The organism is Cryptosporangium aurantiacum (assembly GCF_900143005.1).
Classification (GTDB): domain Bacteria; phylum Actinomycetota; class Actinomycetes; order Mycobacteriales; family Cryptosporangiaceae; genus Cryptosporangium; species Cryptosporangium aurantiacum.
On sequence record NZ_FRCS01000017.1, the window covers coordinates 1 to 23,393 of the forward strand.

Genomic DNA, 23,393 nt, shown 5'->3' on the forward strand with positions numbered 1-23,393 from the left:
ACCCGCCCACCCCACTGGACCCAAGCCCACCACATCATCCCCTGGACCCACGGCGGACCAACCGACATGAACAACCTCATCCTCCTGTGCGGTTTTCATCACCACCGCGTCCACGACGAAGGCTGGACCCTCCAACTCGACGGACGAGAACTCACCATCCGCCGACCCGACGGCACCATCCTCGACCCACCCGACTAGCGACCCCAACAGCCGAAACAGCCGGGCGGCACCCCCGCCGCCCGGCACTCAGGCATGCCCATCAGCCCGTTCCCTGACCGGCGACCCCATCCTGTTCCCGGGGACGCGGGAGAGAGTCGGACGTGAGTTCAGTACGTCGGGGAGGACGGTCCTTACGCGACCGTGTTGAGCCCAAGCGGGGAAGCAGCTGCACGGCAGGCCGCTGCCCAAGGATCAGGCCAGACTGGCCGAGCTCATGCGACGATGGCCCCATGGCGGCTACCCGAAAGGGCAATGGCGCGTAGGTCACCGGCGCGAGTACGCGCCGCACACCGCCGCCTTCACGAACCCGTCCCCACCATCCCCGGCCTCAGCCCACCCGGCCGCGCCGCGATCGCGCAACTCGAACGAACCCGGCTCTGGCCCGGCGCGGCACGAGAAGCCCTCGACGCATGGGCTCAGTTCCTTCGTGACCCGTACCACCGGCTATTCGACCCGGCAGACGGCTGCGGCGTCCTCGCCTGCTGCCCCGACCCAATCGAGCTACGCCGCATCCTGCACATCGTCGTCCATGCACTGCCTCGGCACGACGCCCGCGCACTTCGCCGCCGAGTCGCTGAACTCGACGACCAGTGGTGACCTCGAGCCTTGACGAAATCCAGAGGGATCCCGGCGTGCGCCCAGCGGCTAGCGCGAGGCGATCGTGGCCGCCGCCAGCGAGCAATTCACCGACCGCGGTCATCACGGCGCTTCGCTACACGCGACCGCTGCCGCCGCCGCTGCTGCCGCTCGCGACCGGGCACGACGACGTCCGCGCGCCCTCGCCGGAGCCCCACGCTCGACGTCGCCGTGGCGCGCGTCTCTCCTCGCAGGGCCCCCTTCCCTCGTCGCATCTATTGCAAGTAGTTTGCAACAGCAGACTGCTGGCGAAGGGAAAGTCTTGACGTCCGGACTCGTGGTGGAACGGCAGAAAACGGACGCCCTCGGCGTGGACGCCCGCCGCCGCCGCACAACGCTCTGGCTCGTCGCGCTGACCGCGGTGCTGATCGGCTCGATCGTGGCCGCGGTCGGGTCCGGCGCGGTCGGCATCGCGCCCACCACGGTCGCCCGGATCATCGGTCACCACCTGATCGGATGGCCCGGCGACGTGACCTGGGCCGCGCCGGACGACGCGATCGTCTGGCAGGTCCGGCTCCCCCGCGTGCTGCTCGGTGCGCTGGTCGGCGCCGGGCTCGCGGTCTGTGGCGTCGCCTTGCAAGCGATGGTGCGCAACGTCCTCGCCGACCCGTACCTGCTCGGAGTCAACTCCGGCGCCTCCAGCGGCGCCGCCGCAGCGATCCTGTTCGGCTTCGGCGCCGGGTTCGGCGAACACGCGCTGCCGCTCAGCGCGTTCCTGGGTGCGCTCGCCGCGTCGCTGCTGGTGTTCTTCCTCGCCCGCAGCGGCGGGCGGATCACCTCACTGCGGCTGCTGCTGGCGGGCGTCGCGGTCGGCTACGCGCTCTACGCCGCGACGAGCTTCCTGATCTTCGCGTCGGGATCCGCCGAGGGTGCGCGGTCGGTGATGTTCTGGCTGCTGGGCTCGCTCAGCCTGGCGCAGTGGGACGCTCCGCTGGCCGTCGTCGCGATTGTCATCGTCAGCACGACGATCCTGCTGACGATCTGGGGCCGCCGCCTCGACTCGCTCGCCATCGGCGACGAGACCGCCCACACGCTGGGCGTGTCCCCGGAGCGCTTCCGGATGGCGCTGCTGGTCGTCGTCGCGCTGTGCGTCGGTGTGCTGGTGTCGGCCTCCGGCAGCATCGGGTTCGTCGGCCTGGTGGTCCCACACCTCGCCCGCCGCCTCGTCGGCGCGACCCACGTGCGCGTCGTCCCGGTCGCCGCGCTGCTCGGCGCGGCGCTGCTGATCTGGGCCGACGTCGTCTCCCGGGTGTTGCTCCAGCCCCAGGAGATCCCGATCGGCATCATCACCTCCCTGCTCGGCGCGCCCTTCCTGCTCGTGCTGATCCGCCGCTTCCACGCCGCTTCCGGCTGACCCTCCCGCCGGCTGAAACACCCCGCCCGACGAACCGCCCCCGCCCGATGAACAGACCTCCGAGGACGAACATGCGCAAAACCTCGCTCGCGATCGCTGCGTCGCTGCTCCTGTTGACCGCCGCGTGTGGCGAAAAAGCCGAGAGCGGGACGACGTCCGCGGACGGCGCCTACCCGGTCACGGTCAGCAACTGCGGCACCGACGTGACGTTCGACGCCGAGCCCGAGCGCGTCGTCCTGCTGAAGAGCGCCGCGGTTCCGTACCTGCACGAGCTCGGCGTGATGGACCGGGTCACGGCCAGGGCCGGGCAGTACCCGAAGGACTACTACGACGCCGAGACGCTCGCCGAGCTGGCGAAGATCCCGCTGCTGACCGAGAAGACCGACACCAGCGGCCACCTCCAGATCTCCAAGGAGGTCGTGATCAGCCAGCGCCCGGACCTGGTGCTCGGCGAGGTCGACAACCTCTCCCGCGAGACGCTCTCCGCCGTCGACATCCCGTTGCTCGAGGAACCGGCGCTCTGCGCGACCACGAAGACCAAACCGACGTTCGACGACATCTACCGCCAGATGGAGTCGTACGGCGCGGTCTTCAACCGGCCCGACGAGGCGACGGCCGCCGTCGCCGCACTCAAGAAGCGGGTCACCGTCCAGCAGGCGTCCGACCGGACCGCGGCCGTGCTCTACCCGACGGTCGGCGGCGGCACGACCTACGCGTACGGCAACCTCAGTATGGCCGACCCCCAGCTGACGGCCGCCGGCTTCACCAACGTCTTCGGCAACGTCGACGAGCGCGTGTTCGAGGTGACGCTCGAGGAGCTGCTCGGCCGCGACCCCGACGTGCTGATCCTGCTCTACAGCGACGGCGACCCGGCCGCGGTGGAGAAGGCGATCACCGGGCTCCCCGGCGCGGAGAAGCTCACCGCGGTGAAGAGCAAGAACGTGATGACGCAGCTGTTCAACTTCACCGAGCCGCCGACTCCGCTGTCGATCACCGGCCTGGAGAAGATCGTGCGGCGCTTCGGATGATCACGGCTGCGGATCTCTCCTGGCGGTACGGCGCGAAACTCGTGCTCGACGGCGTCGGCGTGGACGCCGGGCCGGGCCGCGTACTGGGCCTGATCGGACCGAACGGCAGCGGCAAGACGACGCTGCTCCGGCTGCTCTACGGCGCGCTGCGCAGCCCGGCCGGCCGGGTCACCGTCGACGGCGACGACCTCGCCGCGCTCCCCCCGCGCGAGGCCGCCCGCCGCCTCGCCGTCGTCGTCCAGGAGACCGGTGGCGAGACCGCGCTGACCGTGGGCGAGATGGTGCTGCTCGGCCGCGGCCCGCACCTCTCGACGTTCCAGCGCACCAGCCCCGCCGACTACACGATCGCCGCCCACGCTCTGGAACGTGTCGGCGCCACGCGCCTCGGCGCCCGCCCGTTCGCGGCCCTCTCCGGCGGCGAGCGGCAACGCGTCCTCATCGCCCGCGCGTTGACGCAGCAGGCCACCCACCTGCTGCTCGACGAGCCGACCAACCACCTCGACATCCGCTACCAGCACGAGATCCTGCAGCTCGTCCGCGACCTCGGCACGTGCGCGATCGTCGTGCTCCACGACCTCAACCTGGCCGCCCGCTACTGCGACGACCTCGTCCTCCTCGGCGACGGCGGCGGCGTGGTCGCGACCGGCCCGACGCGCGACGTCCTCGACCCGGACGTCCTGCAGCCGGTCTACGGCATCGGGATCCGCCGGATCGAACTCGACGGCCACCTCCACCTCCTGTTCCACCCCGCCGACGAAAGGGCGCCCGCGTGAGCGTGCAGGACCGCATCAACCAGTACTGGACCGAACGCGCCCCCGCCTACGACGACTACCAGCAGCAACCCGACCGGCTCGCGGCCGACGCCGCGGTCTGGGCGCGGATCTGGGCCGACGCTCTGCCGCCCGCGCCCACCGACGTGCTCGACGTCGGCACCGGCAGCGGCCACGTCGCGCTGACGCTGGCAAGTCTGGGCCACCGCGTCACCGGCATCGATCTGGCCGAGGGCATGCTGGACCGCGCCCGCAGGCACGCCGACGGCCTGCCGAACCCGCCGGTGTTCCGGCGGGGCGACGCGGTCGCCCCTGACTTCCCCGACGGCAGCTTCGCCGCCGTCGTCAACCGGTACGTTATGTGGACGCTCCGCGAGCCGGCAATCGCGGTAGCGAACTGGATCCGGCTGCTGCGTCCGGGCGGAACGCTCGCGGTCGTCGACAGCACGTGGTTCCCGAACGGGCTCGATGCCTCCGGGGAGAACTTCGGCCGCTGGTACGACACGTCGGTCCGCGACGCGTTGCCGCTGGCCGCCGCGTCGTCGATCCAGCAGACCGCGGACGTGCTGGCGGAGGCCGGGCTCCGTGGCGTCGAGATCGTCCCGCTGACCGCGCTGCTCGAACTGGACCAACGGCTCGGCGTCGCCCCGAACCACGAGGTGCAGCTGCAGTACCTGATCCGCGGCCGGGCCTGACCGGCCCGGCTGTTATCGTCACGACGCCAGTCAACCCACGAAGTGGGTCAGGGAACCCGGTGCGATTCCGGGGCTGACGCGCAGCGGTGAGGGGGACGGCCGCGGCACTGGCCACTGGACCGATGGGTCTGGGAAGGCGCCGCGGCCGGACGAACCCGAGTCCGAAGACCTGCTGGCGACCGGCGTCCGCCCCGGACGCCGGATCGGCAACGGGCCTCGCGATCGGGCCCGCGATCTTTGAGGAACCCATGTCGTCACGTCATGGGCTCGCGGCTGCCGCGAGCCTGCTGCTGCTTGCGTCCTGCGGTCAGGACACCGGATCCGCGTCCGCCGCCGACCCCGGCTACCCGCTCAGCGTCGCGAACTGCGGACGCCAGGTGAGCGTCGACCGGCCGATCGAGAACGCGGTGTCGATCAGCCAACCGGCCTCGGAGCTGCTGCTCTCGCTCGGCGTTCAGGACCGGATGGCCGGCACGGCGTCCTGGAGCGACCCGGTGCTGCCGAACCTGGCCGCCGCGAACGAGACCGTGCCGCGGATCGCGAAGGACTTCCCGTCGTTCGAGCGGCTGCTGGAGGAGGAACCGGACTTCGTCTACACGACGTTCGCGTACACCTACACGCCCGAGGGCGTTGCCGACCGCGCGAAGTTCGACGCGGTGAAGATCCCCACGTACCTGTCGTCCAGCGAATGCACCGGGCAGGACGCCGTCCAGAGCCGGGCGCTGACGATCGACGACCTGTACCGGGAGATCGACGACCTCGCGACGCTGTTCGACGTCCGGCAGCGCGGCGACGCGCTGGTGACGTCGCTGACGCAGCGGATGGCCACCGCCGCGAAGGCCGTCGACGCCAGGAACACCACGCTGGCCTGGTGGTACTCCGGCACGAAGACGCCGTACATCGCCGGCTGCTGCGGCACCCCGGGCCTGGTGACCGGCGCGGTCGGCGCGAAGAACGCGTTCGCCGACAGCACCCAGCTGTGGCCGGAGACCAGCTGGGAGAGCATCCTCGACCGCGACCCGACCGTGCTCGTCCTCGCCGACCTCACCCGCGGCGACGACGGGGACAGCGCGGCGGCGAAGATCGAGTTCCTCGAGTCCGACCCGGTCGCCCGCAAGCTCACCGCGGTGAAGAACAAGCGCTACGTCATCCTCTCCGGCTCGGACATGGACCCCGGTATCCGCACCGTGCAGGCCGTGGAGAAGGTCAGCGCCGGCCTCACGAAACTCGGGTACACATCATGACTGCAGACCTGCACGACCTGGTCCGGCGCTGGGACGCCCAGCAGGCCGCGTACATCGCCGGCCGCGAACAGCGCTTCACCGCGATGCTCGACGTGCTGGAGCTGACCGTCGGCGGCGACGCCACGATCGTCGACCTCGGCTGCGGCCCCGGTTCGCTGACCCGCCGGGTCCTCGAGCGGTTCCCGCGGGCTCGCGTCGTCGCCCTGGACTACGACCCGGTGCTGCTGGCGCTCGCCAGGAAGACGCTGTCCGAGTACGGCGAGCGGGTCACCGTCGTCGACGTGGATCTGCTCGACCCGCACTGGACTGACGGCCTGGGCGCCCTGTCGGCCGCGGTCTCCACCACCGCGCTGCACTGGCTGGCACCGGACGAGCTGCTGCGGCTCTACGCCCGGGTGCACGCGCTGCTCACGCCGGGTGGCGTGCTGCTCGACGGCGACCACTTCCGGTTCGACGACCGCGATCCGGTGCTGCAGAAGGTGGCGCTGGCCCACGACGAGCGGACCCAGCAGGTGGCGTTCGCCGCCGGCGCGGAGGACTGGGCGACGTGGTGGGACGCCGCGCGCGCCCACCCGGCCCTCAGCCCGCACGTCGCCGAGCGGGACCGCCGGTACGGCGCGCGGACCTCGGCTCCGGCGACCACCGTGGACTTCCGGCTCGCCGCGCTGCGTCAGGCCGGTTTCGGTGCGACCGGGACCGTGTGGCAGCTGCTGGACGACTACGTGGTCTGGGCGCAGAAGTAGTTGTCCCGGTTCGGTTTCTGGGTGGCCGGGATCGGCGTCCTCGTGACGTCGATCGCGGTCGCGATCACGATCGGTCCGGCCGACCTGTCGGTGCGGGACGTCGTCGCGGTGGTCACCGATCACCTGGGTGGGCGGCCGTCGGGCCGGTCGCGGATCCGGGACGCGATCGTGTGGGACCTGCGGCTGCCGCGCACCCTGCTCGCCGCGGTGTGCGGCGCGGGCCTGGCGATGTGCGGTGCGGTGATGCAGGCGCTGCTGCGCAATCCGCTCGCCGACCCGTACGTGCTCGGCATCTCGTCGGGGGCGTCCACCGGGGCGGTGCTGGTGCTGGTCCTCGGGCTCGGTGCCGGCACGATCGGCCTCGGCGTCGGCGCGTTCGCCGGTGCGGTGCTCGCGTTCCTGCTGGTCCTGGTGCTGGCCCGGGTCGCGGGCGGTACCACCGACCGGCTGATCCTCGCCGGGGTGGCAGGCACCCAGCTGTTCTCCGCGATCACGTCGTTCGTCGTGATCTCGTCGGCCGATGCCCGCCAGACCCGGGGCGTACTGTTCTGGCTGCTGGGGTCGTTGAGCGGCGCGGGCTGGGGTGACGTCGCGGTGGGCGCGGCGGTGCTGGCGGCCGGGTTGCTGGTGTGCGCGGGGCTGGCGTTGTCGCTGGACGCGTTCGCGTTCGGCTCCGACGCCGCGGCGACGCTCGGCGTTCCGGTGAACGTGGTCCGCGCGATCCTGCTGACGGTCACTGCGTTGCTAACCGCGGTCCTGGTCAGCGCCGCCGGGGCGATCGGGTTTGTCGGGCTGGTGCTCCCGCACGCCGCGCGGGCGCTGGTCGGGCCCTCGCACCGCCGGTTGGTGCCGGCGACCGCGCTGGTCGGTGCCGTCTTCCTGGTCTGGGTCGACACGCTCGGCCGGACCGTGCTCGAGCCGCAGGAGATCCCGGTGGGTGTCGTGACCGCGTTGGTCGGCGTCCCGGCGTTCGCGATCGTGCTGTTCCGGAGCCGGAGGACACGATGACGCTGCGCGCCGACGCGGTGAGCTGGACGGCGGACGGCCGGCTGATCGTCGACGCGGTGAGCCTGCACGCCGAACCGGGCAGCACGATCGGCTTACTGGGTCCGAACGGGTCCGGGAAGTCGTCGCTGCTGCGGATCCTGGCCGGTCTGCGACGGCCGACGGCCGGTCTGGTGACGCTCGACGGCGCGCCGCTGCCCGCGGTGCGGCGCCGGGACCTCGCCCGGCGGGTGGCCGTGGTGGCGCAGCACGCGACGACCGAGGTCGCCCTCACGGTCCGCGAGGTCATCGCGCTCGGCCGCACGCCGCATCGCCGCGGCTGGAGCGCCCCGACCGCCGACGACGACCGGGCGGTCCTGGACGCCGCGGCCCGGACCGGCCTCACCGCCCACCTCGACCAGGCGTGGCACACGCTCTCCGGCGGTGAACGCCAGCGCGCCCAGATCGCCCGGGCGCTCGCCCAGCAACCGCGCGAACTGCTGCTCGACGAGCCGACGAACCATCTGGACATCGGTGCGCAGCTCGATCTGCTCGCGCTGGTCGGTGCGCTGCCGGTGACGACCGTCATGGCGCTGCACGACCTCAACCTGGCGGCGATGTTCTGCGACCGGCTGGTGCTGCTCCACCGCGGGCGGGCGGTCGCGGCCGGTACGCCCGCCGAGGTGTTGGACGCCGACCGCATCCACGAGGTCTACGGAGTCCGCGCCACCGTGCAGCGCGACCCGTCCGACGACCACCTCACGGTGCGCTTCACCCGGCCCGGAGCGTGACCGTTCGATCCGAGCGTTCCTCGGTGCTGCGGGGCAACGTCAGGACGAAAATCGAACCACCGCCCGGGGCGGGCTCGTAGCACAGCTCACCGCCGTGCGCCTCCACCCACTGCCGCGCGATCGACAGCCCGAGCCCCACGCCGGGGACCGCGTAGTCCCGCGCGTGCCGCCCGCGGGAGAACCGGTCGAACAGGTACGGGGCCTCCCCCGCCGGGATACCGGCCCCGTGGTCGAGGACGCGCAGCTGCGGCCGCCCGTCGTCGCACCGCTGCACGCGCACGGTCACCGTGGCGCCGGGTGGGCTGAACAGCACCGCGTTGCGGACGAGCTGTCCGGTCGCGTCGGCGAGCCGGACCGCGTCCGCGTCGGCGGGGACGGCGACCGGCGCGTCGAGAACGATCGGCACGTCGCGGGAGGCGGCCAGATCCGTGCAGCCGCGGATCGCGGCCTCGGCCACCGCCCGCAGGTCCACCGGTGCGCGGACCGGGGCGGGGAGCGTCGGGACCGGACGGGTCCCGGCCAGCAGGTGGTCGACCATCGCGACGAGCCGATCGCCGTTGCGGCGGATCGGCTCGGCGAACCGGTCGGCCAGGGCGGGGTCGTCGGCCACCAGCTCGAGGTACCCCTGGATGGACGCGACCGGCGTGCGGAGCTCGTGCGAGATCGTCGCGACGAGGTCCTCCTCGCGCTGTTCGGCGCGCGCGAGCTCGTCGCCGAGACCGGCCAGCAGCAGCCGGCTGCGGATCAGCGCGAAGTGACCGGCCGCCTGCCCGGCCAGCGCGGTCAGCTGGTCGAGCAGCCGGTCGGTGGTGTCCCGCGGCCGGTCGTCGATGACGCACACCGCACCGAGCGCGTACCCGTCCTCGTCGACGATCGGCGCGCCCGCGTAGAACCGGACGTGGGGGGCGCCGAGCACGGTGGGGAACTCGGCGAACCGGTCGTCCCGCCGGGCGTCCGGCACCACCACGAGGCTCTGGTCCGGCAGCGTGTGCGCGCAGAACGACACGGCACGGGACATCTGGTCGCCGGCGAGACCGGTCTTGCCCGCGAACCACTGCCGGTCCCGGTCGATCAGCGACACCGCCGACATCGGGGTGTCGAACAGCGCGGCGGCGAGCCCGGTGAGGTTGTCGAGCACCGCGGGGCGCGGCCGGTCGAGCAGCTGGTAGCTGTGCAGCGCGGCCAGGCGTGCGAGTTCGAGGGACTCGTCCATCGCGGATCCGGTCACCGCGAGCGGGGCGCGTGCCACGGCGGCGGCGTGGCGGGACCCTCGTCGAGCATCCGGTGGACGTGCGCGGTGAGCAGCGCCGGGCTGAGCGGCTTGGCCAGGAACGCGTTGGCGCCCGCCTCCCGGCCCCAGGCCATGTTCGTCTCGGTGGGTGCGGCGCTGAGCATCAGGATCGGCGTCGTCATCGTCGAGGAAGTACGCCGCAGCTGGTCGCAGACCAGCAGACCGGACTGGCCGGGCATCATGACGTCCAGCACGATCAGGTCCGGGCGGAGCGCGCTCGCTGCCGCCAGGCCGGTGCGGCCGTCGACGGCCGTGGCCACGTCCAGGCCGGAGCGGGAGAGCGCCCACTCGAGCATCGCCCGGATGTCGGGGTCGTCGTCGATGACGAGGACCTGCGCTCCGGTCGTGGGAACTCGCGGTTCGGCCAGCGTGGTGGCCGGAGCAAACGCCTTCATCATCGGAGTCCTCTCGGAGCGGACCGCGGTCGGAGCCCGCGCTGAGAGAACCATCGGTGTCGTGCCGCACCGGGACCGGTGCAGATCCGGGGCGGCTCGGGAGCGTCAGTCCGGCGTCTCCGCGGGCGCCGTGGTCGGCAGGCGGACGTCGAACGTCGTGCCGGGCCCGGTCGTGTCGGCGATCCCGATCGTGCCGCCGTGCGCCTCGACGATCGCCCGGACGATCGTCAGCCCCAGCCCGGTGCCGGGGATGCCGTGGTTGCGGGCGGTCGAGGTGCGGTAGAAGCGGTGGAACAGCCGCGCGCGTTCGGCCTCCGGGATCCCGATGCCGGTGTCGCTGACCGTCAGGTCCACCGCGTCCGGCTCCGGCCGGACCCGGATCACGACCTCCCCGCCGTGCGGGCTGTACTTCACCGCGTTGGAGACAAGGTTGTCCAGCACCTGGCGGAGGCGGACGGCGTCGGCCCAGAGGTCGACGCGGTCCGGCAGCTCGCAGCGGATCTCCACGCCGGCGGTGCGGGCGGCGGTCGCGGCGGCGCCGACCGACTCCACGACGACGCCGACCAGGTCGATCTTGTCGCGGCGGACGGTGAACCGGCCGGACTCCAGCGCGGCGAGGTCCAGCAGGTCGTTGACGATCGCCCGCAGGCTGCGGGTGTTGCGGTCGACGCGTTCCAGCAGCAGCCGGTGCGAGGGCGAGCACTCCTGGTCAGGGTCGGTGAGGATCAGCTCGGTGTAGGTCGAGATCGCGGTGAGCGGGGTGCGCATCTCGTGGCTGACCAGCGCGAGGAACTGGTCCTTGGTGCGGGCCAGGTCGAGGGCCAGCTCGTCGGCGCGCCGCCGGGCCATGAACTGCCCGATCTGGTGCGCGATCGTGCCCAGCAGCGTGGTGAGGAGATCCTCGCTGCCCTCGATCGTGTCCGCGAAGCAGGCGAGCACCCCCTGCACCACACCCTCGTCGAGCAGCGGCACCGCCAGCACCGTGCGGAGTCCCTGGCGCGCGCACTCCCTGGTCCGCGCCGCCGCCTCGCCGGTGGCCACGTACGGGCTGGTGAGCAGGTCGGGCACCCAGAGCGGCCGGCCACCCGCCCAGACCGACCCGACGATGCCCTCCGGGCCGGTGACGGCCGGTAGGTCGACCCGGAGGTCGAGCGCTGGCGCGCTCCACTGCGCCACTGCCTCCAGGTACTCGGACGTCGGGTCGAGCAGCCACAGCTCGGCGTGCGGCCACTGGAGGCTGCGTGCCACCGCCTCCAGGACCGCGGGCGCCGCGGCGCTGACCGACGGGGCTTCGGCGAGCGCCTTCGCGACCTGCAGCTCGCAGTCGGCGAACCGCTCGGCGCGGCGGCGGTCGGTGATGTCGTGGCAGGCGACCACCGCACCCAGGCAGCGGCCCTCGGCGGAGTAGATCGGTTTGGCCCGCGCCGAGCCGATCCGCACGCGCCGGCCGGGGTCGGACAGGATGAGGTCGGCCTGCTCGACGACCTCGCCGCGCAGCGCGCGCAGCAGCGGCGTCCCGGCGGCGGTCACCGGCCGTCCGTCCGCGTCGAGCAGCGGGTTGGTGGCCAGCGACGCGGCCACCCCGTCCACCGGTGACCAGGCGTCCGGCAAACCCCGGAGCTCCCGCAGCGCCCGGTTGTAGAGGACCAGGCGGCCCTGCGTGTCGCAGGCGGCCACCCCGACGTCCAGGGTGTCGAACACGGCGGCCAAGAACGGGTGCTGCGCGACGGCTTCCGGCGGCGCCTCCGGCACCGCCACCGGCCCCGGCGCGGGCCTCGCGTCCGCCAGCGCGGCCAGCCGCGCTATCGCGTCGACCTCCTCGGTGTTCCAGCGGCGGGGCGCCGTGTCGACGACGTAGAGCGCGCCGACGATCCGCCCGCCGTAGTCCCGCAACGGCACCCCGAGCAGCGCCCGCACGCCCCCGGACACGACCACCGAGCAGCATCCCCAGCGCAGGTCAGCGCCCGTGTCGTCGACCACGACCGAGGCGTCGGAGCGGAGGAGGCAGGTGGCGGGACCGTCCGCGACCGGGCACACGACGGGCCACTCGTCGGCGACCGCACCGTACCGGCCGTCGAGTCGCTCCTGGTCGTCGTCGATCGTGGTGCACACCGCCGCCGGAGCGTCCACGAGGCGCGCGGCAAGCGCGGCCACCTCGTCCGGCCTCACCGCACGCTCGGCGACCGCGATGCGCCCCCGCTTCTGTTTACGGTTCCCGCTGACGCTCACGTAGCCCCCCACCCGGAAAGCCACAGTAACACCCATAAACGGTACGAAGCGGGCTAACTCGGCAAACCTCGGCCCCCGCGCCGCACGCTCCGCCAAGATTGACGACATGCGGGTCCGATTCGCTCGTTGGCTGGCCGCATCGTTTCTCGGAACCGGGGCGCTGCTCGGCGTGCTCACCGTTCTGCTCTGGCGCGACCAGCCCGGAGTTCTGTACCCGGTCCTGGCGGCGACCGGCTTCCTGGTCCTGACCGGCATCCTCTATTCCGGCCCGATGGCGTACGTGACGATCAGCGAGTCGCAGATCCGCGTCGCGACCGTCGGCCGGTGGGACTCCCTCGCGCTGAAGCCGCGGGACCGGATCGAGACCGGTGGTGGGCGGCTCGTCGTCCGGCGATTCGGCCAGGCGCATCGCGTCCCCGCCTATCGACGCTACGCGCACCCCCGCGACTGGGACGCGATGGTGAAGGCCCTGGCCGCCAACGGCGGCTTACCCCGCTAAGAGCGGGCCGTCGCGCAGTTGGTTGCCGCACCGGAGTAGTTGCGGGCTCACCCGGTTGCACGACGCACCCTTGTCTCACGCCGCCTCACGTCGTGTCGACGGCTCGGACGTGGATCCCGATTCCACGACCGAAGCCGACACCGACAGACGCGAGGACGACGACCCATGGCGCGAACCACCACGGCCCTCCGGCGTGGCCTGATCCTGCCCACCGCGGTGGCGGCGGTACTGGTCGGCGCACTCGCCGTCCCCCCGACCGCGGCGGCAGCGGCTACGGCGTCCAGCGCCACGGTGTCGAACGCCGGCCTGACCCTCTACGGCGCCGGTTTCGGCCACGGCCGCGGGATGAGCCAGTACGGCGCGAAGGGCGCCGCGAAGAAGGGTCTGTCCGCGACGAAGATCGTCAACTTCTACTACCCCGGCGCGGCGGTCACCTCGAAGGGCAACCCGGCGCTGCGCGTCCGGCTCTCGGCGATCGACGGCGGGCACTTCACGTTCGCCCCGACGTCCGGCACCACCGTGACCGGCCTGGTCGCCACCGCGGGCAACGGCAAGAAGGTGGCGCTGCCCGCGCGGTCGGGCTGGCACGTGGCCCGGACCGGGAACAGCTACGTGATCCAGCAGAAGGTCGGCACCGCCTGGAAGACCAGCTACACGCTCGCCGCGCCGGTGTCGTTCAGCGGCCCGTCGACGCTGAAGGTCAACTACAGCAGGGCCAAGAGCGACTGCCGTGGCGGCACCAGCGTGACGTTCAACGGCTCGCTCCAGGCCGTCGTCTCCGGCGGTACGGCGCACTACCTGGCGCGGATGCCGATCGACGCCTACCTGCGTGGCGTCGTCGCGTCCGAGATGCCCTCCAGCTGGGCCGCCGCGGCCCTGCAGGCCCAAACGATCGCGGCCCGCACCTACGCCACCGCGAAGATCACCCCGTCCCGCTATTACGACGTCATCGACACCCAGGCCAACCAGTGCTGGGACGGCAAGCTCTCGGAGACCGCCGCGACGAACGCCGCGATCACCGCCACGGCGGGCAAGGTCCTGACCGTCGGCGGCAAGGTCATCAGCGCCGAGTTCTCCTCCGACAGCGGCGGCTACACCGCCTCCGGTGGCGTCAGCTACCTCCCGGCCAAGGCCGACCCCCACACGCTGGCCGCCGGCTCGTCGGCGACGAACTGGACGAAGGTCCTCACCCCGGCACAGCTGGCCGCCCTCGACGGTTCGGCCGGTCTGACGAAGGTCACCGCGGTCAAGGTCACCAAGCGCACCGGCGTCGGACGCTGGAGCGGCCGGGCGGAGACCGTCCAGCTCACCGGCGTCGTCGCCGGCGGCAAGAAGACGACGATCTCGGTCACCGGCGCGACGTTCCGGACCAAGCTGGGGCTGCGGAGCACGTACTTCGGGTTCACGAAGTAAGGGGTTGATCGGCCGTGTCGATAATGGCTGATGCAACTGAGGCCGGTGCTGCTCTGCGCGCTCGTGTGTCTGGCGCTCGTGAACGGGTGCTCGTCGGAGTCGCCCGAGTCGTCCGGGCCGGATAGCGGCACCGCCCTCGAGCGGGCCCTCGGCCGGGTCGCGGCCACCGACACGACCCGGCAGCAGATCACGTTCGACGACACGGCGGCGCTGGCTTCGCTCGGTGAGACGTTCGGCGCGCTGTCGCTGTCCGGGGTCGCGGCGCTGACGACGTACGCGGACCAGGCCAAGGGGCTGCGGCCCAAGTCGGCGTCGTTCACGGTGACCGCGGGCCGGGCCCCGGAGACGGTCTCGCTGCTCGCCGGTGGCCAGGACGCCGACGAGGTCGAGAAGCAGCTGACCGGCGCCGGCTGGAAACGCGACGGCGACGAGCTGGTGGCGCCGGCGTTGGGCGCGGGTGGGGACGGCTCGACGCTGCCGATCATCCTGGCCCGGGTGCGGACCGACGGGGAAGACGTCGTCTACGGGGGAACGGACGGGGGCTTGTCCGACGTCGGCTCCCCGGACGGTGGTTCGCTCGCGGACGACCGGCGCGTGGCTGCACTCGCCTCCTGTCTGGGAGATGTGGTCGCGGCGTCGTTCGTGATTTCGCAGGATCCGAAGGCACCGGACGGTCCGACGATGACGGCGGTCGGCGTCCGCAGGCCGAAGAGCGGCGGTGACACGCCGCAGGCGCTGGCGTGCACGGCCTGGTCGACGTCCGCGGCGGCCGACACGTACGCCACCGAGGTCCGCGACGCGCTCGATCGTGGCGCGTCGGCGAGAACCCAGCGGCCGTACGCGGAACTGCTGAAATCGGCCACCGTCCGAGACGTCGGCGGCGACGAGCACGTCGTCAGCTGGCAGGCCGGCACACCGGACAACGCCTACCTGGTGTTCCAGATGCTCGCCCAGAGCGACCTGCCGGCGCTGGTGGTCTGAGACCCGTGGAGCTGACCGACGCGGTACACACGTGGGAGACCGACGGGTTCGTCGTCCGGGCCGGAGTGCGCGAGCTGCTGGCGCTCGGCTTCCCGCCACCGGGGCATCCTTTCTGGACACCGGACACGCTGGCCGGTATGGCGCTGCGCTATCCGGCGCTCGACCTGACCCCCTGGAGCGACGCCGCCGACGCGATCGCCGAGCCGTCGACGCGTTAGCAGCGCACCCGCCGTTCAGTCCCTCTTCGTCCGGCATTGTCTTGTCGGTCGGCTCGCCGTGGGCTCGTCTGACCACTGTGGTTGGCGCCCCGTCGACCGCCGGAAGGTGCTCCGCTGTGCGCCGGTTACTCGTCACCCTCGTCGTCGCCGTGACCGTTCTGACGTTCGGCGCACCGGCGCACGCACGCCCGCGGACGTTCGACCTGCAGGCCCACCGCGGAGGGCTCGGGCTGACCGTGGAGAGCACGATCGCCGCGTTCAGCAAGGCACTCGAGCTGGGCGTCAGCACGCTGGAGCTCGACGTCCAGATCACCCAGGACGGCGCCGCCGTGGTCACGCACGACCGGCAGGTCAGCGGGTCGAAGTGCGCCGACACCGGGCCGGTCGCGCCCGGCGACGCGGAGTACCCGTACGTCGGTAAGTACGTGAACACGCTGACGCTGGCGCAGGTCCGCACGCTGGACTGCGGATCGAAGACGCTTCCCGCCTTCCCGGGGCAGGTCGCGTCCCCCGGCGCCCGGATGCCGCTGCTCACCGACGTGTTCGCGCTCGTCCGTCGGTACCGCGCGTGGGGCGTCCGGCTGAACATCGAGACCAAGGTGGAGGCAGGCGCACCGACCCAGACCGCGCCGCGCGAGCAGTTCGTCCAGGTCGTCGCCCGGCAGGTTCGCGCCTCGGGGCTGCTGCGGCAGGTGACGATCCAGAGCTTCGACTGGGGTGCACTGATGCGGATGCGCCAGGTCGAGCCGCGGCTTCCGATCATCGCGCTGACCAACGGGGACTTCCTCCAGGTCGGGCAGCCGGGGGCGTCGCCGTGGCTGGGCGGCCTGGACATCGACGACTTCGGCGGCAGCCTCGTCGCGGCCGCGAAGTCGTTCGGTGCGGACGCGATCTCGCCGGTGCACGGCACCCCGCAGAACGGCTCGGTGACCGACCCCGGGTACCGGCCCTACACGACCCGAGCCCTGGTCACCGAGGCCCACGCTGCCGGGCTGAAGGTCGTCCCGTGGACCGTCGACGACACCGCGACGATGAACGCGCTGATCGACGCCGGGGTCGACGGGCTGATCACCGACTACCCGGATCGCCTTCGCACCGTGCTGGCCGAGCGCGGCTACCGCCTGCCCCGGCCGTACCGCGCCGGCCCCCGGTAACGGGCCGCTCCCACCCCGCGCGACCGCGCATGCGACGCTCTCCGGCATGGCCGACCTGGTACGGCGGAGTCGCGTCGTCGCACTCGTCCTCGGTGTCTGCGGAATCCTGGTCGGCGTCGGAATCCGCGCCGCACCACCGCACTGGGGGTCCGGCCTCGGCCTGGAAGTTCAGCTCGCGTTCTTCCTCGTCGTGATCGGGGCAGCGATCGCCGGGCTGGTACTCATCCACGTCGCGGTGTTCTGGCGGTCGTGCCGATCCCCGGCACCAGGGTTCCTGCTCGGCCGTTACGCCGGGAAGCCCGCGTACGCCGCGCCGGTGACACCGCTTTTCGCCGGCCCGTTTTTCATCTCTCAGTTCATGGTCATCGGGCTCCTCCTGCCCACCTGGTCGGGCCTCTGGACGATCGGACCGGTGCTGGTTCCGATCGCCGCGATCGTGATCGCGATCGTCCTCGCGGTGGCGCACGTCCTGGTGCTGTTCCGTCCCGCGCGTCTCCGGCTCACCACCGATGGGCTGGTGATCACCACGTTGCGCAGCAGGCTGGTGCCCTGGGATGCGCTCGGGCCCGGCGGCCCGACCCGGCACGAGGTCCATCGCCGCGTGCTCTGGCTCCAGGCACACCCCAACCCAGTCCTGGGCGGTGCCTACTTCGTCGACCTGTACGGGCGGCCGCCGCTGCCCGGTCACTACTGGTATCGGCTGGCGCTGGGCGACATCCTGGTCGATCCCGAGTTCCTCGCCCATGCGCTGCAGACCTACCGCGACGATCCCGGTCGTCGCGCCGAGGTCGGCACCGCGGAGGGCCTCGACCGCCTCGTCGGATCACCACCGCGCTCGGCCTGATCGACGAGTACCCCGTGGCGGTGCACCCGGTTGTGCTCGGCGGTGGCCGCCCGCTGTTCGCGGACACCGCGGAACGACTGTCGCTGCAGGTGGTCGGCTCCCGCGTGCTCGACGGCCGGGTTGTCGTGACCCAGTACGTGTGACGGCACTGTTTCGCCTCCGCGGTCAGCTTGCGGAAACGTGTGAGGTGGAAAAGAGTTCAGAGCCGAGAAGTGGTCCGCTGGCGAAGGGATGACGGTGAGCGACGACCCGACCGAGTTCGAGTTCCTCGCGGAAGAGGCCGCGGAGGTCGGCGCGCCTGCCGACCTGCCGTCCGTGTCCCGCGTCGGCGTGACGACGCCGTCCGGTGAGGTCAGCACGCTGCTGTGGGGCGAGTCGCCGGTGCTCACGCTGCTGCACGGCGGAGGCCTGAACGCCCACACGTGGGACGCGACGCTGCTGGCGCTCGGCCGTCCGGCGCTAGCGGTGGACCTGCCCGGCCACGGCGACTCGGCGTGGCGCGACGACTTCGACTACTCACCGCGGACGAACGCGGCAGCGCTGGCCACGGTCCTCGACGCGCTGGCGCCGGGGACCCGGCAGACCGTGGTCGGCCAGTCGCTCGGCGGCGTGACCGCGATCGCGCTCGCCGAGTCGCGCCCGGACCTGGTCGAACGCCTGGTCATCGTCGACGTGAGCCCCGGCCTGCGCGCCGAGGACGCCGCCCAGGTGACGAACTTCCTCTCCGGCCCGCTGGTGTTCAGCTCCCGCGAGGAGATCGTCGAGCTGGCGCTCGCCGCCGGGATCGGGTCGTCGCGGCGCGCGCTGACCCGGGGCGTCGTGCTCAACACCCGGATCCGCGACGACGGCACGGTCGTGTTCAAGCACCACCTCGGGAGTCCTCCGCCCGGCGCGACGCTCGACGTCGACTTCCACGACCTGTGGCCCACGCTGGAGAACTCCGAGATCCCGGTGCTCCTGGTGCGCGGCACGCAGGGCTTCCTGAGCCCGCCCACCGTCGACGAGTTCCGCACCCGCGTGCCCCGGGCGACGATCGTCGAGATCGAAGCGGGCCACAACGTCCAAGAGCAACAGCCCGCCGCCCTGGCCGCTGCCATCGCCACGTTCCTCGCGGTACCGGGCGGACTGCGTCTGGAAGACGTCTAGCCTCAGCGGATCGGGGTGTTCTGGGCGGCGGCGAGCCACCACCGGCCCTCGCGCTCGACCAGGACGTAGAGCGCCATCTCCGAGAACGCGCCCTCGGCCGTGGCCTGCCGCCGGATCTGCGCCACCGCGACGCCGGGCGCGGGCGCCAGTACGGAGACCACCTCGAACTTCGAGGGCGGTGCCCCGCGCGACGGTGCGTCCGGGTCAGCGGCGTCGCGGGCGGCGTCCATGAGCGAGTGGTGGATCCGGTTGAGCGACGCGAAGCCCGCGAGCGTCGCGCCGTACGGACTGCCCCACAGGACGTCGTCCGCAAAAGACCGGTCGTACAGATCGGCGTCGAACGCCTCACCGGCGGCCTGCAGTTCGTCGGCGAAGCGCTCGACCGCCTCCTCCGCGGCGCGCAGCGCCGCCGGGTCACTCAGCGTGGGTCGAGACATCGGACCTCCAAAGCGTCGAAGACTGTCACTTCGGACGCTAAAAGCTCAACCGCAGTTCAGCGCAAGCCCGGGGCTTGGATCTATATAACCCATAGGATAGGTGGGTGTTCCTCTGGTACATCCCGAACGAGGTCCAGGCCGGTCACCGCGGTGACGACGTCGTCGAGAACCACAACAGCCTGGCGACGCTCACCGCGCAGGCGCGCGCCCTGGAGGCCTATGGCTGGGACGGGGCCTCGCTCGGCACCGGCTGGGGGCGCCCCGACACGTTCACGGTGGCGACCGCGCTGGCGGCCCGCACCACGACGTTCCGGCCGCTGATCGCGGTCCGGCCCGGCTACTGGCGCCCGGCCCAGTTCGCCGCAGCCGCCGCGACACTGGACCACCTGAGCGACGGGCGGGTGCTGGTCAACGTCGTCTCCGGCGCCGACGACCTCGCCGCGTACGGCGAGGTCGAGGGCGACCGCGCCCACCGGTACGCGCGCACGAGAGAGTTCCTGCAGATCGTCCGTGCGCTCTGGACCCGGGAGCGGGTCACGTTCCACGGCGAGCGCGGACGGCATCGCGAAGACATTGATCGACCAGTCGCCGAACCCGGACTGGACGATCGGCGAGCTCGTGCGGTGGTTCGGGAACCTGCGGGTGGTGGGCACGCCGGAGCAGATCGCCGACCGGATCGAGGCCTGGCAGGACGCCGGTGTGGACGGGCTGAACGTGCAGTACGTGACCTCACCCGGCACGTTCCAGGACTTCGCCGATCACGTCGCGCCGGTGCTGCGGCAGCGGGGCCTGCTGCAGAAGAGCTACGGGCCGGGGACGCTCCGGGAGAAGTTCTTCCCCGGACACGGCCCGTTCCTCCCCGACGAACACCCCGCCCGCCGCCTCCGCCGAGCCGCCTTCGACAAGGCCTGACCCCCGCGCATGTCGGGGCCTGGCCCCTTCCCTGCAACTAAGAGTGGTGTGGGCGCGCGCCCACACCACTCTTAGTTGCAACCTGGCCCGCGCAGCAGCCGTTCTAGCCCTGCCGCAGGCTGGGCAGGTTCACCACGATCGCTTCCTGGGTCGTCCGGGCGATCACGACGACGGCCTCCTCGTCGGGGTCGGGGTTCTCCTCCCGGTGCGGCACCCACGGCGGCACGTAGACGTAGTCGCCCGGCCCGGTGCGCAGCCGCACCTCGTCGCCGTCCTCACCGAGGAACACGAACTCCGGATGGCCGCTGACCACGTAGATCGCGGTCTCGGACGCCCCGTGATGGTGGTTCGCCGAGGCCACACCCGGCTCGACGTGCGTCTGCCCCATCCAGAGCGCCTCGGCGCCGACCGACCGGCCGCTGATCGCCTCGACCCTGCGCATACCCGGTGTCTGGGCGGTGTCGCGGGACAGCCCCGCACCGGCGATGTGATGGAGGCGGCGGTGGAAGGCGTCCGGCTCGCTCATGGTGGCACCAGCCTACTGGGCGAGGAACTCGGCGAACGAGCGTGGCGGACGGCCGGTGAGCTCCTCGACGTGCGTCGTCGTCGCCGCCAGTGAACCCGCTGCCACCTCGCGGTAGAGCGTCGCCACGTCGTTCGCGAAGTCGTGGGGAAGCCCCTGGGCGACCAGCCGCGCGGTGAACTCGTCCGGGGACAGGTCCACGTAGCGAATCGGCCGCCGCCAGGCGGCCGCGAGCAACGCGGCGATCTCGGCGTGCGTGAGCGCTTCCGGCCCGGTCAATACAAAAGTCTCCTTCGGACGCCATGAGCCGGCGAGCAGTGCGGCGCCACACGCGGCAATGTCGGCGGCGTCGATGTAGGACACGCGGGCGTTCCCGTAGGCGCCGATCAGGTCACCGTCGTCGGTGAACGCCCCCGCACCGGTGCGGAAGTTCTGCATGAACCCGCTGGGCTGCAGCGTCGCCCACGACAGCCCGGAGGCTTCCAGGTACCGCTCGATCTCCCAGTGCGCTCCTTCGGCGAGGCGGCCGCCCGGCTTCGCACCCCACACCGACACCTTGACCACCCGGCTCACCCCGGCCACCGCGGCGGCGTCGATCGCCGCCTTCTGCTGCCGCACCATCGGCTGCTCACCAGCCGCGGGCACCGCACCGCCGGCGTTGAGGAACAGTCGGTCGACGCCGTCGAGCGCAGCCGCCACCGACGCCGGGTCGTCCAGGTCACCGACGGCGTACGGCACGCCCAGCGCCTCGCCCTCGGCCGGATCGCGGACGAACGCCCGGACCGGCTCCCCCGCGTCGCGGAGGGCGCGCACCAGCGGCGTCCCGATCGAGCCCGTCGCGCCGAGAACCAGGATCATCCGATCCACCTCCCGTTAAAGTCGAGGATGCCTCGGGATATTAACCTGAGGCATCCTCGAATTAACCACGGAGGACGGAATGCCAACCCAGCGCCGCCCACGCGCGGACGCGCAGCGCAACGCGGAGCGGCTGCTGGCCGCCGCCGAGGACGCGTTCCGCCGAGACGGCACCGACGCGTCGCTGGAGCGCATCGCGCGCGCGGCCGGGGTCGCCGTCGGCACGCTCTATGGGCACTTTCCCCGCCGCGAAGCGCTGATCGCCGCCGTGCTGCGCACTCGCCACGACGCGCTGTTCGGGCACGGCGAGACGCTGCTCGCCGAGCAGCCGCCCGCCGAGGCGCTGCGGTCCTGGGTGCGGGCGTGCAGCGTGCACGCCGCGACGTACCGGGGACTCGCCGAGTTGCTCGCCGCCGGGCCGGGAGACGCGGCGTCCGAACTGCACGGTGACTGCGCCCGGATGGCCGACCTCACCCACCGGATCGCGGCCGCGGCGCGCCGGGCAGGCGCCCTCGACGCCACGGTCACCGACGACGACCTCACGACGCTGATGAACGCCGCCGCCTGGACCCACGGCCAGTCCGAGCAACAGTCCGAGCGCCTCATCGACGCCACCCTTCGCGGCATGGTGGGGCGGGTCACGGCATGAGCACAGCGGTGATCAGCGGCGGCACCGACGGGATCGGCCGGGCGCTGGCCGACGTCTATTTACGCCGCGGGCACGAGGTGGTCGTGATCGGACGGAGCCGCGCCAAGGGCGACGCGTTCGTCGCGGCGGGCGGCGACCGGGCGCACTTCCTGCCGGTGGATCTCCGCCGCGTCGGCGAGGTGCGGCGGCTCGTCGACCACCTCGCCGAGCGATTTCCGGCGATCGACGCGCTGGTACTCGGCGCGCGCTTCTGCTCGTCCCGGCGCGTCGTCACCCCGGATGGTTTCGAGAGCAACTTCGCGCTGTTCTACCTGAGCCGGTTCCTGCTCAGCCATGGCCTGGCTCCGTCGCTCGGGCGGGCAGCGGACCCGGTCGTCCTCAACTTCGGCGGTGCCGGGGCGCCGAACGCGGTGCGCTGGGACGATCTCCAGCTCGCCCACGGTTACCACGGCGTCCGCGCGATGGGGCACGCCGCGCGGCTCAACGACCTGCTCGCGGTCAGCTTCAGCGCGTTACACGCCGAGCTGGGCGTCCGCTACGTGCTCAACCACCCCGGCGTCGTCGTGACGAGTTTCGCCGGGGAGTACGACGCGGTGACGGCCGCGCAGGTCGAGCAGCTGAAGGTGACCGGCAAGTCCGTTGCGACCAGCGTCGCGCAGATCCTGCCGTACCTCGATGCCGGTGAGGACCGGGTCACCGCCGTCCACGAAGGCGTCCGGAGGCCGCTCGACCCGGCGCACTTCGACCCCGCCGACGCGATGCGCCTGCACACGATCACCGAGGGGTTGCTCGCGCGAGCCCCTCGGTGACCAGCGCGAGCAGGCGTTCCCGCCGCTCCTCCGGGTGGGCCGACTGCTCCGCGACCCATCCGACGGCGGTGACCAGCTCGAACAGCTCCGCGCCGGTGAGGTCCGGCCGTACCGCGCCGGCACCGGGAGTTCCTCCTGGGACTGGGCGCCGATCGGTTCCTCGACTACACGACCGAGCCGGTCGCCGACCTCGTGCGCGACGTCGATCACGTGGTCGACACGGTGGGCGGGCCGCACGGCTACCGGTTCCTGCCGGTCGTCAAACCCGGCGGGACGATCAGCCCGGTCTTCCTCGGCGAGTACCACCGCGACGAGGCGGCCGCCCGCGGCATCACGTTCCCGAGCGGTCAGGTCCACTCGGACGGTGCGCAGATGGCCGCGCTCGCCGGGCTGATCGACTCCGGCCTGGTCCGGGTCGGCCTCGACAGCGTCTTCCCGCTCGCCGAGGCGGCCGCCGCTCATCGCCGCGCGGAGCGTGGACATCTACAGGGGAAGATCGTGCTGCGCGTCGTCCCGCCCGGCGAGAGCGCGGCCGCCACCGCGGCGATGTCCGGTTCGTACGGTGATGGTTGAA

The 23,393-nt window shown here is 72.2% G+C and carries 28 protein-coding genes, 1 pseudogene and 1 riboswitch; of the genes and pseudogenes, 22 read left to right on the top strand and 7 right to left on the bottom strand.

Annotation, left to right across the window (positions count from 1 at the left end; translation table 11 throughout):
• The 9 genes from BUB75_RS44595 to BUB75_RS35880 form a co-directional block, all read left to right on the top strand.
• A partial coding sequence (locus BUB75_RS44595; protein ID WP_178380074.1) for an HNH endonuclease signature motif containing protein occupies positions 1-198 on the top strand: 198 nt, incomplete at its 5' end.
• Positions 199-1,117: 919 nt separating this feature from the next.
• Positions 1,118-2,209, top strand: a complete 1,092-nt coding sequence (locus tag BUB75_RS35845; RefSeq protein ID WP_073263783.1) for a FecCD family ABC transporter permease — start codon at positions 1,118-1,120, stop codon at positions 2,207-2,209.
• A gap of 71 nt (positions 2,210-2,280) precedes the next feature.
• Entirely contained in the window at positions 2,281-3,237 is a 957-nt protein-coding gene (locus BUB75_RS35850) for an ABC transporter substrate-binding protein (protein WP_084742130.1), read from the top strand.
• On the top strand, positions 3,234-4,010 hold the full coding sequence (locus BUB75_RS35855) for an ABC transporter ATP-binding protein (RefSeq protein WP_073263787.1): 777 nt from the start codon (positions 3,234-3,236) through the stop codon (positions 4,008-4,010). Before BUB75_RS35850 ends, BUB75_RS35855 begins: the two co-directional genes overlap by 4 nt.
• Positions 4,007-4,702 (top strand): class I SAM-dependent methyltransferase, encoded by a 696-nt coding sequence (locus tag BUB75_RS35860; RefSeq protein WP_073263789.1) that lies wholly within the window; start codon positions 4,007-4,009, stop codon positions 4,700-4,702. Before BUB75_RS35855 ends, BUB75_RS35860 begins: the two co-directional genes overlap by 4 nt.
• A 10-nt stretch (positions 4,703-4,712) precedes the next feature.
• A riboswitch (cobalamin riboswitch) is annotated at positions 4,713-4,893 on the top strand.
• 57 nt (positions 4,894-4,950) lie between these two features.
• On the top strand, positions 4,951-5,946 hold the full coding sequence (locus BUB75_RS35865) for an ABC transporter substrate-binding protein (protein ID WP_073264019.1): 996 nt from the start codon (positions 4,951-4,953) through the stop codon (positions 5,944-5,946).
• Positions 5,943-6,689 (top strand): class I SAM-dependent methyltransferase, encoded by a 747-nt coding sequence (locus BUB75_RS35870; RefSeq protein WP_073263791.1) that lies wholly within the window; start codon positions 5,943-5,945, stop codon positions 6,687-6,689. The genes BUB75_RS35865 and BUB75_RS35870 overlap by 4 nt, the downstream gene beginning before the upstream one ends.
• A complete protein-coding gene (locus tag BUB75_RS35875; protein WP_073263793.1) occupies positions 6,690-7,697 on the top strand; it encodes a FecCD family ABC transporter permease in 1,008 nt (335 codons plus the stop codon).
• Complete coding sequence (locus BUB75_RS35880; RefSeq protein WP_073263795.1) at positions 7,694-8,464, top strand: ABC transporter ATP-binding protein; 771 nt, start codon at positions 7,694-7,696, stop codon at positions 8,462-8,464. Before BUB75_RS35875 ends, BUB75_RS35880 begins: the two co-directional genes overlap by 4 nt.
• Here the strand turns inward: BUB75_RS35880 and BUB75_RS35885 are convergent.
• The 3 genes from BUB75_RS35885 to BUB75_RS35895 form a co-directional block, all read right to left on the bottom strand.
• Positions 8,445-9,677: a GAF domain-containing sensor histidine kinase gene (locus tag BUB75_RS35885; protein WP_084742152.1), complete on the bottom strand. Its 1,233-nt coding sequence runs from the start codon at positions 9,675-9,677 to the stop codon at positions 8,445-8,447. The genes BUB75_RS35880 and BUB75_RS35885 overlap by 20 nt on opposite strands.
• Before the next feature lie 11 nt (positions 9,678-9,688).
• Complete coding sequence (locus BUB75_RS35890; protein WP_073264022.1) at positions 9,689-10,150, bottom strand: response regulator transcription factor; 462 nt, start codon at positions 10,148-10,150, stop codon at positions 9,689-9,691.
• A gap of 105 nt (positions 10,151-10,255) precedes the next feature.
• Positions 10,256-12,379: a sensor histidine kinase gene (locus BUB75_RS35895; protein WP_178380075.1), complete on the bottom strand. Its 2,124-nt coding sequence runs from the start codon at positions 12,377-12,379 to the stop codon at positions 10,256-10,258.
• A gap of 106 nt (positions 12,380-12,485) precedes the next feature.
• On the opposite strand from BUB75_RS35895, the gene BUB75_RS46725 reads away from it, so the two are divergent.
• From BUB75_RS46725 to BUB75_RS35935, 8 genes are all read left to right on the top strand, one after another.
• On the top strand, positions 12,486-12,878 hold the full coding sequence (locus BUB75_RS46725; RefSeq protein WP_073263797.1) for a hypothetical protein: 393 nt from the start codon (positions 12,486-12,488) through the stop codon (positions 12,876-12,878).
• Between the two features lie 165 nt (positions 12,879-13,043).
• On the top strand, positions 13,044-14,291 hold the full coding sequence (locus BUB75_RS35910) for a SpoIID/LytB domain-containing protein (RefSeq protein WP_073263799.1): 1,248 nt from the start codon (positions 13,044-13,046) through the stop codon (positions 14,289-14,291).
• 30 nt (positions 14,292-14,321) lie between these two features.
• Positions 14,322-15,272, top strand: coding sequence for a hypothetical protein (locus tag BUB75_RS35915; protein WP_073263801.1), 951 nt, complete (start codon positions 14,322-14,324; stop codon positions 15,270-15,272).
• 5 nt (positions 15,273-15,277) lie between these two features.
• Positions 15,278-15,490, top strand: coding sequence for a hypothetical protein (locus tag BUB75_RS35920; protein WP_073263803.1), 213 nt, complete (start codon positions 15,278-15,280; stop codon positions 15,488-15,490).
• A gap of 116 nt (positions 15,491-15,606) precedes the next feature.
• On the top strand, positions 15,607-16,644 hold the full coding sequence (locus tag BUB75_RS35925) for a glycerophosphodiester phosphodiesterase family protein (RefSeq protein ID WP_084742133.1): 1,038 nt from the start codon (positions 15,607-15,609) through the stop codon (positions 16,642-16,644).
• Positions 16,645-16,690: 46 nt separating this feature from the next.
• Positions 16,691-17,488, top strand: coding sequence for a hypothetical protein (locus BUB75_RS46730; protein WP_073263805.1), 798 nt, complete (start codon positions 16,691-16,693; stop codon positions 17,486-17,488).
• Positions 17,489-17,502: 14 nt separating this feature from the next.
• Positions 17,503-17,631, top strand: coding sequence for a dihydrofolate reductase family protein (locus BUB75_RS48290; protein WP_281248426.1), 129 nt, complete (start codon positions 17,503-17,505; stop codon positions 17,629-17,631).
• Positions 17,632-17,725: 94 nt separating this feature from the next.
• Positions 17,726-18,634, top strand: a complete 909-nt coding sequence (locus tag BUB75_RS35935; RefSeq protein ID WP_143175637.1) for an alpha/beta fold hydrolase — start codon at positions 17,726-17,728, stop codon at positions 18,632-18,634.
• Positions 18,635-18,636: 2 nt separating this feature from the next.
• Here the strand turns inward: BUB75_RS35935 and BUB75_RS35940 are convergent, their stop codons facing one another.
• Positions 18,637-19,071: a DUF4440 domain-containing protein gene (locus tag BUB75_RS35940; protein ID WP_073263809.1), complete on the bottom strand. Its 435-nt coding sequence runs from the start codon at positions 19,069-19,071 to the stop codon at positions 18,637-18,639.
• A 104-nt stretch (positions 19,072-19,175) separates the two neighbouring features.
• Between BUB75_RS35940 and BUB75_RS48650 the strand changes: the two are divergent.
• Together BUB75_RS48650 and BUB75_RS47895 are read left to right on the top strand one after the other, a co-directional pair.
• Positions 19,176-19,631, top strand: a pseudogene (locus BUB75_RS48650) (LLM class flavin-dependent oxidoreductase); the annotation flags it as partial.
• Positions 19,582-19,983, top strand: coding sequence for an LLM class oxidoreductase (locus tag BUB75_RS47895; protein WP_178380073.1), 402 nt, complete (start codon positions 19,582-19,584; stop codon positions 19,981-19,983). The pseudogene BUB75_RS48650 and the gene BUB75_RS47895, both read left to right, overlap by 50 nt.
• 103 nt (positions 19,984-20,086) lie before the next feature.
• Here the strand turns inward: BUB75_RS47895 and BUB75_RS35950 are convergent, their stop codons facing one another.
• On the bottom strand, positions 20,087-20,509 hold the full coding sequence (locus BUB75_RS35950; protein ID WP_073263811.1) for a cupin domain-containing protein: 423 nt from the start codon (positions 20,507-20,509) through the stop codon (positions 20,087-20,089).
• A 12-nt stretch (positions 20,510-20,521) separates the two neighbouring features.
• Entirely contained in the window at positions 20,522-21,364 is an 843-nt protein-coding gene (locus tag BUB75_RS35955; protein WP_073264028.1) for an NmrA family NAD(P)-binding protein, read from the bottom strand.
• Between the two features lie 79 nt (positions 21,365-21,443).
• Between BUB75_RS35955 and BUB75_RS35960 the strand changes: the two genes are divergently transcribed.
• A complete protein-coding gene (locus BUB75_RS35960) occupies positions 21,444-22,010 on the top strand; it encodes a TetR/AcrR family transcriptional regulator (protein WP_073263813.1) in 567 nt (188 codons plus the stop codon).
• Positions 22,007-22,819 carry an SDR family NAD(P)-dependent oxidoreductase gene (locus BUB75_RS35965; protein WP_073263815.1) on the top strand — a complete coding sequence of 271 codons (813 nt, stop codon included), beginning with the start codon at positions 22,007-22,009 and terminating at the stop codon, positions 22,817-22,819. The genes BUB75_RS35960 and BUB75_RS35965 overlap by 4 nt, the downstream gene beginning before the upstream one ends.
• Here the strand turns inward: BUB75_RS35965 and BUB75_RS48935 are convergent.
• Positions 22,785-22,904: a hypothetical protein gene (locus BUB75_RS48935; RefSeq protein ID WP_425430913.1), complete on the bottom strand. Its 120-nt coding sequence runs from the start codon at positions 22,902-22,904 to the stop codon at positions 22,785-22,787. The two genes, BUB75_RS35965 and BUB75_RS48935, sit on opposite strands and share 35 nt — an antisense overlap.
• Before the next feature lie 56 nt (positions 22,905-22,960).
• Here BUB75_RS48935 and BUB75_RS35970 point away from each other — a divergent pair, with 56 nt between their 5' ends.
• Positions 22,961-23,392: a zinc-binding dehydrogenase gene (locus BUB75_RS35970; RefSeq protein WP_281248428.1), complete on the top strand. Its 432-nt coding sequence runs from the start codon at positions 22,961-22,963 to the stop codon at positions 23,390-23,392.
• The last annotated feature ends 1 nt before the right edge of the window (position 23,393 follow it).